We start from the raw sequence: 12,901 nt of genomic DNA, 5'->3' as shown, positions 1-12,901 counted from the left end.
ATATGGAAAGTAAAAACCTAAGCCAATTTATAATTTCCTACATCGAAAGCCGAAAGCAACCGAAGCTGGAAGCTTTTGATAAAGAGACCGAGAAAAAGCTGGCTGGTTTGGTTGATGCGGATGAGATCGCAACGGCTAAACAAGCCGCGTTAGCACAGCGGCGAGAGTTGGAAAAACGCTATGAGGTTCGCAACTGGCTGACAGAAGCGGCCAATCGTGCCGCGCAAATTAATTTGGTCACTCACGCGCTGAAGTTCACCCACAGTGATGCCAAAGGCACCAGCGTATTTACCGAGGATCGAGACGATAGGGGGGCCTGTTACCTTGCCACCGCCACCTTGCAGAATCCAGCCATAGACGCAGTGGGCAATGCGGCCGCTTTAGACGTTGCCAAGCTGCTGCAAACAGAATTTCAAGGCGATACGCTGATTGCTCAGCTAAACCGGGGAGATTACTCCGCCCTGGCCGAATGGGCTGAGGACGAACGGCAACTACAACTCTGGGTAAGTGGTTTTAAGCAGGTATTGGCTGATAAACAACCTTCCTCACACACCTTGGCCAAACAACTCTATTTCCCGGTAGGGGAAAACCAATATCACCTGCTTAGCCCATTGTTTTCGTCCTCGTTAGCGCAGGCGATGCATCAAAGATTGGCAGAGGCGCGGTTTAGCGATAAGGCAAAAGAGATTGCCGCAGCGGCAAGAGCAAGCAAATGGCACGCGGAGCCTCGCGTCAGTTACCCCAATACCGCGGTACAAAATATTGGCGGCACTAAACCACAGAATATTTCCTATTTAAATAGCGTGCGCGGTGGTCGCAACTGGTTGCTTAGCTGTGCGGCCCCAAACTGGGTGAGCCAGCAGCAGCCGCCGTTAAAACAGACTTCCATCTTTAATCAGCGCGGTGAGTTTGCCAGCAAGGTACGCCCTGCCGTGTGGAAAATGCGTGAATATCTGCTCAGTGTCAGAATGCTTGAGGGAACGCAGGAGATCCGGCAGCGGCGTTTATCTCATATGGATGAAATTATTGATATTTTATTCAATTATGCAGCAGGCATTCAAAATCTCGATATTCAAGCCGGATGGAGCGCAGGCGAAGGGTGCCAGCTTAAGCGTTCGCAACAGCTATGGTTGGATCCGCTGCGCGGCAAAAACGATGCGGGTTTTGCTTTTGAACGTGAAGGAAAGGACTGGCAGAAAGAGCTAGCATTGGATTTCGGCGTCTGGCTGAACCGCCAGTTGGAGCATGCCGAGTTGAAGTTTGGCGAGGTGGAACGTCGGGAATGGTCAGTAGCTGCGTTATTCAGGCAGCGCCTGCGAGAATTTGAAGCCGAATGGGCGGAGGATACGCAATGAGTTCACTGATTATTTTACGTCATGTAAGGGTTGAAAACGCGAATGCCATTGCCGGTTTGACGTATGGTTTCCCGGCAATAACTCATTTTCTTGGCTTTACCCACGCGCTATCACGCAAACTTCAACGCAGCCACGGCCTTACCTTAAAAAGTTGCGGCGTGGTCTGCCATCAACAGCAGTTGCATGCTTATTCGTCTGGCTACGACACCGTTTTTGCGCTGACGCGCAATCCATTGACCAAAGAGGCTAAAACGGCGGCGTTTAATGAAGAGGGCCGCATGCATATGACGGTTTCTCTATTAATTGAATGCTCGGGCATGATAGCCAACGGCGCAGAAGGAGCCAGACAGCTTGAAGATGAACTCGCAGTTCTTTGCCAGGCGCAACGCCTTGCCGGAGGCACCATTACCGCAATTGGCAAGATCGGCGTAACCTCCTATCCTCATGAACCAAAAGACTTGCGTGGTGTGATGCGCCGCCTGCTGCCGGGTTTTGCCTTGCTGGATCGCAGCGAACTGTTGCAAACCCACTACCAGGCGTTACTGCAAACCAATCCACGCGCGGAACTGATTGATGCCTGGCTTGATTTCGCTGCATTGAAACGGCAAGCGGCTATGGATGAGGGCGCCGAAGCCTGTGAGTGGCGTTATGTGCCCAAGCCGGCCGCAGGGTATCTGGTGCCGATTCAAACCGGTTACCGCGCCATTTCCCCGTTGTATGCACCGGGCGAGGTTAAACAAACGCGTGATGCAACCACGCCTTTCCGCTTTGCAGAAGCGATATACGGCGTTGGCGAATGGCGCAGTTTGCACCGTATTACCGATCTGCAACAACTGCTCTGGCAATACGATTGGCATGACGACAGTTACCTATGCCGCAGTGCAGTTTCAGCGGTAAACGAAATCTATGAATTTAACGATGAAGAATAATTTAAAGGACTAACGACATGGCTAAAGCAACGATAAAAACGGCATCGGTATTAGCGTTCGAACGTAAACTGGCAAACTCGGATGCCATGATGTTCGCCGGCAACTGGCAGCAGGAAAGTGAATGGCAGCCCGTAACGATTCAGGAGAAATCGGTGCGCGGCACGATTTCAAACCGTTTGAAAAACGCGATTGCCAGCGATCCGGCAAAGCTGGACGCTGAAATTCAAAAAGCCAACCTGCAACGGGTTGATGCCGCCGCGCTGGCGTTTGATACCGACACGTTAAAGGTCACGTTTACCCTGCGCGTGATGGGCAACCTGGCAACGCCATCGGTGTGTAACGATCAGGAATATCAGGCAGCGCTGGCAGAGGTAATTAACGGTTATCTTGCCGAACACGGCGTCGGGGAGTTGGCAGCACGCTACGCTGAAAACCTGGCCAATGGGCGCTTCCTGTGGCGCAACCGTGTAGGTGCGGATGCGATTAAGGTTCGTGTAACCGGCAAGTCCAAAACCTGGGAGTTTGATGGGGAGGCCTATAGCCTGCGTGCATTTGGCCAACCGGTCGGCGCGCTTGCTGAACTGGCACAGGAAATTCAGCAAGGTCTGTCTGGCGATAGTTTCGCTCTGTTTAATGTTGAAGCTTTGGTTCGTTTAGGCAATGGTCAGGAAGTTTTCCCCTCTCAAGAATTGGTTTTGGACAGCAATAGCAAAAAAAGCAAGGTGCTGTACCAGGTCAATGGCATTGCGGCGTTGCACTCACAAAAGATCGGTAACGCAGTACGCACCATAGACACCTGGTATCCAGAGGCTGACGAGCTGGGTCTTGGGCCGATCGCGGTCGAGCCGTACGGATCGGTCACCAGCCGAGGCAGGGCCTATCGCCAACCGAAGCAAAAAATGGATTTCTACACCTTGCTGGATAATTGGGTGACGAAAGGTCAGGTCCCGGACGTTGAACAGCAACACTATGTGATGGCCATTCTTATCCGCGGCGGCGTGTTCGGTGAGAAAGGCGAGTAAGGAGGCCAGATGGATTACTACCTTGAAATCCGCGTGTTGCCCGATCCCGAATTCAGCACCGTTGCGTTGCTCGAAGCTCTCTATGCAAAGTTACATCGTGCATTAGGTAACGCAGGGCAAGGCCGAATTGGCGTTAGCTTCCCGGCTGCGGGCAAAACATTGGGAGATCGGCTGCGTTTACACGGCTCGTTGGCCGCGCTGACCGAGTTCGAACAGCAACCGTGGCGAAAAGGGCTGCGTGATTACACTGAACATTCAGGGATACGCCCTATCCCTGAGCAGGTAAAATTCCGTACAGTGCGGCGTGTACAGGTAAAAAGTAACGCCGAAAGGCTGCGTCGTCGGTCGGTGGCTAAAGGGTGGCTAACGCAAGAACAGGCCCGGGAACGAATTCCCGCGGCAAGAGAGCAGCGTTGTTCCCTACCGTTTATACGTTTGAAAAGTTTATCCAGTGAACAGGTATTTTTGCTGTTTATTGAACAAGGCACGCTGCGAGATACCCCAACCGTAGGTCAGTACAGCGCATACGGCCTAAGCGCCACCGCTACTATTCCCTGGTTTTAACCCTTTTATGACGGCCAATCCTAACCTGTTGATTTAACAGGTGGGATTGAGTCGCTTTAAAAAAGCCTTTTTTAAGCGTTTTGGACATAAATTTTTTATAAACAGTGTATTAGCGTGTAATCGCAACGGTTCACTGCCGTACAGGCAGCTTAGAAATGCGTGCTCAGCCGGGCTTACGGACGCTGTGCGTTCACTGCCGTACAGGCAGCTTAGAAATACCGAAGGCGCCAGCCTGGGCGACATTTCCGGTTCACTGCCGTGCAGGCAGCTTAGAAAATTAGTGAAAACACTGTTCTCGGCGTTATTAGGTTCACTGCCGTGCAGGCAGCTTAGAAATCTTTCACTGCATTGGTTGCCGCCTCGAGCATGTTCACTGCCGTGCAGGCAGCTTAGAAACCGGTAAAAAGGGAGAGGGCGGGAAGAAAGGGGTTCACTGCCGTACAGGCAGCTTAGAAAAGCCGTTATTGGTGCGCAGGTCAATACTGTAAGTTCACTGCCGTACAGGCAGCTTAGAAACAGGAATAATCGCGCGGTGTCCAGGGCACGCTGTTCACTGCCGTACAGGCAGCTTAGAAATTATCGATAGCAGCCGCATTTTCAGCGGCCTGGTTCACTGCCGTACAGGCAGCTTAGAAATACAGCGGCGTCAGCCGCCAGTTGCACGGCTAGCAAGCGTTACCCAAGCAAACACTATTAGAGAATTTTTGTCGGGCACAGTACTCTTATTGCATGCTATTACCGCCAGGAAACCCCATGGATTCGGACTTAGACCACATCACCCATTTCCTTGCCAGGCAGCACGTATTGACGCTGTGCGCCGGCAATGGCCTCGACATGTGGTGCGCCAACTGTTTTTACGTCTTCGATGCCGAACGCATGGCGCTGTGGCTGATGACCGAGCCGCACACCCGGCATGGCACGCTGATGCAGCACAACCCCAGCGTGGTGGGCACCATTGCGCCACGGCCAAAAACCATCGCCCTGATCAAGGGCGTGCAGTATCGCGGCCTGGTCACTGCGCTGAACGGTGACGACGAGGCGTTGGCACGTGCGCGCTACTGTCGGCGTTTCCCGATCGCCAAAGCTATGAAGGCGACGCTGTGGCAGCTCGATCTGCTGGAGGTCAAAATGACCGACAATGCGCTGGGCTTTGGCAAAAAACTGTATTGGCAGCGGGGCTGACGGTATAAAGGGGGCGCAGGGTGCGCCCCGGTTGGGCATTCACTGCGACAATATGCGCAGCGATTCGCGGTTAAAGGCCGGTAAATCCTCCGGCGTGCGGCTGGTGACCAGCGTATCGTTATCCACCACCACTTCCTTGTCGTAGTAATCGGCGCCGGCGTTTTTCACGTCCACCACCACCGGTTTGACCGTGGTGAGTTTGCGACCGCGCACCACGTCGGCGCTGATCAGCAGCTGCGGCCCGTGGCAGATGGCGAAAATCGGCTTGCCGCTGTCGGCAAACTGGCGAGTAAACTCGACGAAGCGATCGTCACCGCGCAGCGCATCGGGCGAATGGCCGCCGGGCAACAGCAGCGCGTCGAAATCGGCGGCGTGTACCTCATCGATCGCCTTGTCGATCGTTACGCTGGCTTCGCCTTTCTTGCCCTTAACGGTTTTACCGGCCTGTTTTTCAATGGTGATCACCTGATGACCCGCCTGGCGAAAGGCGTCGGCGGGAGAGGTAAATTCGGCGTCTTCAAATTCATCGGTAATCAGCACCGCAATTTTCTTGCTCACATTTTCCTCCTTCTGATGAATGACCGTCTTATAAGGCTAGGGGCGCCGGGCGCCATTCTCAACCCCGAGCGGGCAGAAAAAACCAGCGGGCGCGGTATGGCGCGGTTTGTCGCCATGCACAACACGTAACAGGGTGTGACAGCCGCAAATCACTTATACTGAAGTCGAGTAGCTAAATCGGCACGGGAGGGCTTATGGCACGGGTACTGATTATTGGCGCGACCGGACTGGTGGGCGGTGAGTTATTACGCCTGTTGCAGGCCAATCGGCAGGTAACGGCGATCGTCGCGCCAACGCGCAAGCCATTGCCGCCACATGAAAAATTGCACAATCCGGTCGGCGACGATCTGTTTCAATTGCTGACCGGACTGGATCAGCCGGTCGACATGGTGTTCTGCTGCCTCGGCACCACCCGACGCGAGGCCGGCAGCGACGGCAATTTCCACTATGTGGATTATACGCTGGTGGTGGAAAGCGCACTGACCGGCCGCCGGCTGGGGGCGCAGCACTGCCTGGCGGTGAGCGCATTGGGTGCCAGCACGCGCTCGACCTTTCTGTACAACCGCACCAAGGGTGAAATGGAACAGGCGCTGCGCGAACAGGGTTGGCAGCGCCTGACGCTGGTGCGGCCGTCAATGCTGCTGGGCCGGCGGCCGACGCCGCGCTTGATGGAGCGCATCGCCCAGCCGCTGTTCAATCTGCTGCCGGGCAAATGGAAAGCGATCGCCGCCAAAGACGTGGCGCAAACCATGATGGAACAGGCGTTCAGCGCCGGTAGTGGGGTAAAGATATTGGAATCCAACCAGTTGCGCTGTTTTCACTCCGTCACGCAGTGACGCGCAGATTGTCAAACGCCAATTCCAGGCCGCCAGGTAAGGGGTTGTCGAGCAGCCATAAATCGAGCTGATGGCTAATGTGTGTCAGCAGGGTACGGCGCGGCTGCAAGCCCTGCTGGATCTCCAGCGCGCGGGTCAGATCGTTATGGTTGCGCGGCGCCTGCGCCTGCGGTGGCAGGCTGCAATCCAGCACCAGCAGATCCAGCGGCACATCTTGCAGGAAACGCGTGGTCTGCGGCGGCAGGCCGACGGTATCGGTAAGATAGGCCAGCGCCTTGCCCGGCGTCTGGATCAGATAGCCATGGGTCGGTTTTGAGTGGATCAGCGGCAGCGGCGTGATTTGCAGACCACCGATCTCGACGCTGACAAACGGCGCCAACGGCGGCTGAAAGTCGAGGATCCCGGGGTGTTTGAACAGATCGTCGCAGCCTTGAGGATCGGGCGGGCCATATACCGGAATGGAATTTCCGCACCCCCAACGCAAATGAAATAGACCCTGAACGTGATCCATGTGGTAATGTGTCAGTAAAAAACGTTGAATTTGCCCCGCCGAAAATCGCCGTTCCAACGACGTCAATCCCGCATCCAGCAAGCTGGTTTCCCCGTTATATTGCAACATGGCGCTGCATGCCCGCCGCCGGAAGGCCGCTTCTCGCCGCGCGCGTCGACACACCAGGCACTCACAGCCAAATGCCGGCACCTGCTGCGCACCGCCGGTGCCAAGAAAAGTTAATTGCATGACGTTTCCTTATGCTGATGCCGTGCCAGCAGCGCCGTCAATGCCACCAGCGTGGTGGCCAGATCGCCATTATTATCCAGACGGTGGCAGCCGGGCGGCAAGGCGTGCTGGTAGGCTGCCGCGCGTGACAGCCGTTGCTCTATCTGCTGGGCGTCTTCGCGCCCGCGCTGCTGCAATCGCCGGCGCAGAATGGCCGGCTCGACCTGCAGGCACACCGGCAACAGCTGTGCGCCGTAGCGCTGCTGCGCCTGTGGCAGATGAGCGCGAGAACCGTTGACCACCACGTCGATCCCTTGCAGTAGCCACAGATCCACCTCGATCCCCAGAGCGTAATGAGTCTGATGCGCCTGCCAGTCGAGGGCAAACAGGCCTTTGGCTCGCCGGCGCAGAAACTCCACTTCGCTGAGGGCAATGTGATTTTCACAGCCGGCCGCCGCCGGCCGGGTGATGTAACGGTGCGCCACCAGCGGTGCGCCGTGCGGATCGGCCCGCAACCGTTCCAGTAGACTGTCTTTGCCCGCGCCAGACGGGCCCATCAGATAGATGAGATACGCCATCAGAACACCTGCTTGCCCTGACGCCAGACGTTTTGTACGTAAATATGCTCGCCGTGCGGGCGTGCCAGCACCAGATCGCCGCGCAGCCCCTCGCCGATGGTGCCACGGTCGTGCAGCCCCAGCGCTCGCGCCGGATTGCGCGTCACCATTGCCACCGTTTGCGGCAGGTCATAGTCATTGCGCGGGTCGGCGGCAAGGCGAAATGCGGCATCGAGCAGGCTGGCCGGGTAATAGTCGGACGACAGTATGTCCAGCACCCCGAGCGCCGCCAGGTGATGCGCCGCCACGTTGCCGGAATGGGAACCGCCGCGCACGATGTTCGGCGCGCCCATCAGCACCTGCAATCCTTGCTGATGCGACGCGCGGGCGGCGGCTTCGGTGGTGGGGAACTCGGCGATTACGCTGCCCAGAGCGCAGGACTCGCTGACGTGCGCCGCGGTGGCGTCGTCATGGCTGGCCAGGGCAATGCCGCGCGCCCGACAGTGCGCAGCAATCGCTTCACGGTTGGGGGTTGCCCAGCGCGCCGACATGGCGATCTGTTCCTGTTCGAACGCGTCCATTTCCCCGTCGTTCAGGTTATATTTGCCTTGATAATATTCACGATATTTTTCATGCGCCGCGAACTGGCGCTGGCCCGGTGAATGGTCCATCAACGACACCAGCGATACGCCCGGCTTGTCCATCAGCTGTTCAAACAGCGGCAGGGTGCTGTGGTGGGGCAGCTCGCAGCGCAGGTGCAGCCGGTGCTCGGCCCGGTTGACGCCGGCGCGCTGGCTGTGGATCACCGCGTCGATCATCTTTTGCAGATTGTCCAGCCGGTGGCCACCGTCACGCACGTCGCCAATCGCGACCGCGTCCAGCACCGTGGTGATGCCGTTAGCCACCATCAGCGCGTCGTGGCTGCTCATGGCCGAGTGCGCCGGCCAGTCCACGTTGGGGCGTGGGGTGAAAAACTTGTCGAGGTTGTCGGTATGCAGCTCGATCAGCCCCGGCAACAGCCAGCCGCCTTCACCGTCCAGCGCCTGCGGCAGACGGCTACTGCCATCGGCGAAGCTGCGGATCACCCCGTCGCTGACTTCCAGCGAACCGTTAACCACCCGATCCTCAAGCACCAATTTGACGTTGTTAATAATCACGGAACCTCCAGCGCCTGTGGCGCCTGCATATCATGCAATCGGTCGGCAACCTGTGCGCGAACCTGTTCATCATGGAAAATGCCGACGATTGCCGCGCCGCGCTGTCGCGCCTGGGCAATCAGCTTCACTACCGCCGCGCTGTTGCGGCTGTCGAGTGAGGCGGTCGGCTCGTCCAGCAGCAAAATCGGGTAATCGACGATAAAGCCGCGGGCGATGTTGACCCGCTGCTGTTCGCCGCCGGAAAAGGTCGACGGCGCCAGCGGCCACAGGCGTTGCGGCACATTGAGCTGGCTGAGCAATGCTTCGGCACGCTCGCGGCAGATGGCGCGTTCGACGCCCAGCTCCAGCAACGGCTGCATCACCACTTCCAGCGCGCTGATCCGTGGGATCACCCGCAGAAACTGGCTGACCCAGCCGACGGTATGGCGGCGCACCGCCAGGATTTGCCGCGCTTCGGCCTGAACCACGTCCAGCCATTGGCCTTGATGCTCGAGCCAGATATGGCCGCTGTCCGGCAGATAGTTGGCGTACAGCGACCGCAGCAGCGTGGATTTCCCGCTGCCGGAATGGCCGTGCAGCACCACGCATTCACCGCTGTTGACCGTCAGGTTGGCGTCATGCAATACCGGCAGTCGCGTGCCGTGCTGCTGGTGCAGTACAAAGGTTTTACTCAGGTGTTCAACCCGGATTTTAAGCGTCATGTTATTTTCACTCCGTTATGCCAGCACTGACGAAACCAGCAACTGGGTATAGGGATGGTGCGGATCGTCCAGTACCCGGTCGGTCAGGCCGCTTTCCACCACTTCTCCCTGTTTCATCACCAGCAAACGGTGTGCCAGCAGCCGCGCTACGCCGAGATCGTGGGTGACGATCACCGCCGCCAGCTGCATCTCCACCACCAGCGTGCGCAGCAGATCCAGCAGCCGCGCCTGTACCGAAACGTCCAGTCCGCCGGTCGGTTCGTCCATAAATACCAGTTTGGGGTGGGTGACCAGATTGCGGGCGATTTGCAGCCGCTGCTGCATGCCGCCGGAAAAGGTGGTTGGCAGATCGTCCAGGCGCGACACCGGGATCTCGACGTCCTCCAGCCACTGCGCGGCTTGCTGGCGGATATCGCCATAATGCCGTTGGCCAATTGCCATCAGCCGCTCGCCGATATTGCCGCCGGCGGAGACCTGCGGCCGCAGACCGTCAAGCGGATGCTGGTGCACCACGCCCCAGTCGGTACGCAGCAGACGGCGTCGATCGCTTTCCGCCATTGCGTACAGATCGTGCCGCTTCCCGGCCTGTGGCTGATAGATTACCTGCCCGTGCTGCGGCGCCAGGCGGGCCGAAATCGACTTCAGCAGGGTGGTCTTGCCGGAGCCGGATTCGCCAACGATACCCAGCACTTCTCCGGGATAGATATCAAATGACACGTTGCTAAAACCTTTGCCGGGCGCGTACAGGTGAGTCAGGTTGTTCACCGACAGCAGCGGGGCGCTGTCCAAAAGTGCGGAAGTCATCAGTGCTGCGCCTCTTGCTGTTGCGCCAGCTGCTGCCGGCAATAATCGGTATCGGAACAGACGAACATGCGGCTGCCCCGATCGTCGAGCACCACTTCATCCAGATAACTGTGACGCGAACCGCACAGCGCGCACGGCTCCTCCCACTGCTGGATGCTGAACGGGTGATCGTCAAAGTCCAGACTTTCCACCTTGGTGAACGGCGGCAGGGCATAGATGCGCTTCTCTCGCCCGGCACCAAACAGTTGCAGCGCCGGCATCATGTGCATTTTCGGATTGTCGAACTTCGGGATTGGCGACGGATCCATCACATAGCGGTCGTTGACCTTCACCGGGTAGGCGTAGGTGGTGGCAATGTGGCCGTAACGGGCGATGTCCTCATACAGTTTCACCTGCATCACGCCATATTCTTCCAGCGCGTGCATCTTGCGGGTTTCGGTCTCGCGCGGTTCGATAAAGCGCAGCGGCTCCGGGATCGGCACCTGATAAATCAGGATCTGATCTTCTCGCAGCGGCGTTTCCGGAATGCGGTGGCGGGTCTGGATCAGCGTGGCTTCCGGCGTCCGTTCGGTGGTGGCGACGCCGGCCACCCGTTGGAAAAAGCGGCGGATGGAGACGGCGTTGGTGGTATCGTCCGCACCCTGGTCAATCACTTTCAGCACGTCGTGCTGGCCGATAACGCTGGCGGTGATCTGAATGCCGCCGGTACCCCAGCCATAGGGCATCGGCATTTCACGCCCGCCGAACGGCACCTGATAGCCGGGGATGGCCACGCCCTTCAGGATGGCGCGGCGGATCATGCGTTTGGTCTGTTCGTCCAGATAACCGGGGTTATAGCCGCTCAATACTTCAGTCATGGCGTGCCTCCTGACGCTCGGCAAATTCCTGCCGCAGGCGTTTCAACAATTCCAGTTCGGCCTGGAAATCAACGTAGTGCGGCAATTTAAGGTGAGAAACGAAGCCGGCGGCCTCCACGTTATCGGCATGCGCCAACACGAACTCTTCGTCCTGTGCCGGGCTGGCGACGCTCTCGCCGTATTCGGCGGTTTGCAGAGCGCGATCGACCAGCGCCATCGCCATTGCCTTGCGTTCCGCGCGACCGAATACCAGCCCGTAACCGCGGGTAAAATGCGGCGGCTGTTGCGGCGGATCAACGAAGCCGTTGACCATTTCGCATTCGGTCAGCAGGATTTCACCGACATCAATAGCAAAGCCCAACTCTTCGGGCACGATGGAGACCGTCAGGTAGCCGCTGCGAATTTCCCCGGCGAACGGGTGGGTGCGGCCATAGCCGCGCTGGGTCGAATAACCGAGCGCCAGCAGAAAGCCCTCGTCGCCGCGTACCAACTGTTGCAGGCGTGCCGAACGCGGGCAGGGATAAACCGGGGGCGTGCGGGTAATGTCGTCCGGCGTGCTGCCGTCATCCTGTTCGGGCTGCGCCAGTTGCTGCTGGCCGAGCAGATCGAACACGTGGGCACATTGCTCCGGCAGCGGCTCTTCGGCCAACGGCGCGGCGGGCGCTTCGCCTTCTGCCAGCAGCGCAAAGTCCAGCAGACGATGGGTGTAATCGTAGGTTGGGCCAAGCACCTGCCCGCCGGGCAAGTCTTTGTAAACCGCGGAGATGCGTCGTTCCAGACGCATCTTGTCGGTGGCCAGCGGTTCGCTGACCGCCAGCCGTGGCAGGGTGGTGCGATAGGCGCGCAGCAGAAAAATGGCTTCTACCAGATCGCCGCTGGCCTGTTTGACGGCCAGTGCCGCCAGTTCGCGGTCATACACGCCGCCCTCGGTCATCACTCGATCCACCGCCAGCCCGAGTTGTCGCTCGATTTGTTCGGCGCTCAGCGCCGGCTGCGAGCTATCGCCGCGACGCAGGTTTTCCTGTAACTGATGGGCGGCCTCAATGGCTTTTTCGCCCCCTTTCACCGCGACGTACATCAGCAGGCCTCCAGATGCGTGGTGCGTGGAATGGCGATCAGTTGCTCGCCACAGGTCAGTAGTACGTCAATCCCCAGCGGGAAGCGGTGCGGACGTTCCAGCAGGTAATCGCGCAGCGCGGCGGGCAGCGCCGGGCTGACCAGCCGTTGCCGTTCAATGCCGGGGCCGCTCAGGCGCAGCGGTGCGCCTGCCGTCAGGCTGCTCACCTGCACCAGCAGGGTAGCGCCGAATTCTGGCGAGATATCGCTGCCGTACGGCAATTGGCTTAAATCCACCGCTTGCAGGCTGTCGTCCCACAGCGCAAAGCGGATCGCTGCTGGCGAGTCAGCCAGCGGCGCGCCGGTGTGGAAACGAATGTTTGTCAGCACTTGCTCACAATTCAGGGCAGGGCAGAGCTGGATCGGGGTTTCCCCGTCGGCCAACGTCAGCAGCGCTGCGGTGTCAGCGGCGTTCAACGGCGGCCATACTGGCCCGTCGCCGAGCGTCACCGTAACGCCCGGTTCGCTTAACGCCTTGAGAATCAAGCGGAAGGCGTGCTGTGCCTGTTCAATCGGCTGGGCAAAGCCGGTGAGTAAACTCATGG

The 12,901-nt window shown here is 58.4% G+C and carries 15 protein-coding genes and 1 CRISPR repeat array; of the genes, 6 read left to right on the top strand and 9 right to left on the bottom strand.

Annotated elements, in window-relative coordinates:
- The first annotated feature begins 2 nt into the window (after positions 1-2).
- From csy1 to NYE85_RS02060, 5 genes are all read left to right on the top strand, one after another.
- A complete protein-coding gene (gene csy1, locus NYE85_RS02080; protein ID WP_259002660.1) occupies positions 3-1,355 on the top strand; it encodes a type I-F CRISPR-associated protein Csy1 in 1,353 nt (450 codons plus the stop codon).
- Positions 1,352-2,284 carry a type I-F CRISPR-associated protein Csy2 gene (gene csy2, locus NYE85_RS02075; RefSeq protein WP_259002659.1) on the top strand — a complete coding sequence of 311 codons (933 nt, stop codon included), beginning with the start codon at positions 1,352-1,354 and terminating at the stop codon, positions 2,282-2,284. Before csy1 ends, csy2 begins: the two co-directional genes overlap by 4 nt.
- 17 nt (positions 2,285-2,301) lie before the next feature.
- Entirely contained in the window at positions 2,302-3,306 is a 1,005-nt protein-coding gene (csy3, locus tag NYE85_RS02070; protein WP_259002658.1) for a type I-F CRISPR-associated protein Csy3, read from the top strand.
- A gap of 9 nt (positions 3,307-3,315) precedes the next feature.
- Entirely contained in the window at positions 3,316-3,870 is a 555-nt protein-coding gene (gene cas6f / locus NYE85_RS02065) for a type I-F CRISPR-associated endoribonuclease Cas6/Csy4 (RefSeq protein WP_259002657.1), read from the top strand.
- Positions 3,871-3,998: 128 nt separating this feature from the next.
- Positions 3,999-4,506: direct repeats of the CRISPR family, unit length 28 nt; unit sequence GTTCACTGCCGTACAGGCAGCTTAGAAA.
- Between the two features lie 117 nt (positions 4,507-4,623).
- On the top strand, positions 4,624-5,052 hold the full coding sequence (locus NYE85_RS02060) for a YhbP family protein (protein WP_259002656.1): 429 nt from the start codon (positions 4,624-4,626) through the stop codon (positions 5,050-5,052).
- A gap of 39 nt (positions 5,053-5,091) precedes the next feature.
- On the opposite strand, the gene NYE85_RS02055 is transcribed toward NYE85_RS02060, so the two are convergent.
- A complete protein-coding gene (locus tag NYE85_RS02055) occupies positions 5,092-5,610 on the bottom strand; it encodes a type 1 glutamine amidotransferase domain-containing protein (protein ID WP_259002655.1) in 519 nt (172 codons plus the stop codon).
- 194 nt (positions 5,611-5,804) lie between these two features.
- Between NYE85_RS02055 and NYE85_RS02050 the strand changes: the two genes are divergently transcribed.
- Positions 5,805-6,446, top strand: coding sequence for an NAD(P)H-binding protein (locus NYE85_RS02050; protein ID WP_259002654.1), 642 nt, complete (start codon positions 5,805-5,807; stop codon positions 6,444-6,446).
- Here NYE85_RS02050 and phnP read toward each other — a convergent pair.
- Genes phnP through phnH form a run of 8 tightly spaced genes read right to left on the bottom strand, consistent with a single transcriptional unit; the run spans position 6,436 to position 12,899 of the window.
- On the bottom strand, positions 6,436-7,185 hold the full coding sequence (gene phnP / locus NYE85_RS02045; protein ID WP_259002653.1) for a phosphonate metabolism protein PhnP: 750 nt from the start codon (positions 7,183-7,185) through the stop codon (positions 6,436-6,438). The two genes, NYE85_RS02050 and phnP, sit on opposite strands and share 11 nt — an antisense overlap.
- Positions 7,176-7,742 carry a ribose 1,5-bisphosphokinase gene (phnN, locus tag NYE85_RS02040; RefSeq protein ID WP_259002652.1) on the bottom strand — a complete coding sequence of 189 codons (567 nt, stop codon included), beginning with the start codon at positions 7,740-7,742 and terminating at the stop codon, positions 7,176-7,178. Before phnN ends, phnP begins: the two co-directional genes overlap by 10 nt.
- Positions 7,742-8,878 carry an alpha-D-ribose 1-methylphosphonate 5-triphosphate diphosphatase gene (gene phnM / locus NYE85_RS02035; RefSeq protein WP_259002651.1) on the bottom strand — a complete coding sequence of 379 codons (1,137 nt, stop codon included), beginning with the start codon at positions 8,876-8,878 and terminating at the stop codon, positions 7,742-7,744. Before phnM ends, phnN begins: the two co-directional genes overlap by 1 nt.
- Positions 8,875-9,579 carry a phosphonate C-P lyase system protein PhnL gene (phnL, locus tag NYE85_RS02030; protein ID WP_259002650.1) on the bottom strand — a complete coding sequence of 235 codons (705 nt, stop codon included), beginning with the start codon at positions 9,577-9,579 and terminating at the stop codon, positions 8,875-8,877. Before phnL ends, phnM begins: the two co-directional genes overlap by 4 nt.
- A gap of 15 nt (positions 9,580-9,594) precedes the next feature.
- On the bottom strand, positions 9,595-10,383 hold the full coding sequence (gene phnK / locus NYE85_RS02025) for a phosphonate C-P lyase system protein PhnK (RefSeq protein WP_259002649.1): 789 nt from the start codon (positions 10,381-10,383) through the stop codon (positions 9,595-9,597).
- The gene (locus tag NYE85_RS02020) at positions 10,383-11,240 is read right to left on the bottom strand and encodes an alpha-D-ribose 1-methylphosphonate 5-phosphate C-P-lyase PhnJ (protein ID WP_198773194.1); all 858 of its coding nucleotides are present in this window, start codon (positions 11,238-11,240) and stop codon (positions 10,383-10,385) included. The genes phnK and NYE85_RS02020 overlap by 1 nt, the downstream gene beginning before the upstream one ends.
- Entirely contained in the window at positions 11,233-12,318 is a 1,086-nt protein-coding gene (locus NYE85_RS02015; protein ID WP_259002648.1) for a carbon-phosphorus lyase complex subunit PhnI, read from the bottom strand. The genes NYE85_RS02020 and NYE85_RS02015 overlap by 8 nt, the downstream gene beginning before the upstream one ends.
- Positions 12,318-12,899: a phosphonate C-P lyase system protein PhnH gene (phnH, locus tag NYE85_RS02010; protein ID WP_259002647.1), complete on the bottom strand. Its 582-nt coding sequence runs from the start codon at positions 12,897-12,899 to the stop codon at positions 12,318-12,320. Before phnH ends, NYE85_RS02015 begins: the two co-directional genes overlap by 1 nt.
- Between the last annotated feature and the right edge of the window lie 2 nt (positions 12,900-12,901).

The sequence above is a fragment of the Serratia sp. AKBS12 genome (genome assembly GCF_024793895.1).
Taxonomy (GTDB): domain Bacteria; phylum Pseudomonadota; class Gammaproteobacteria; order Enterobacterales; family Enterobacteriaceae; genus Serratia_F.
This window is presented reverse-complemented; position numbering and strand designations above follow the sequence as displayed.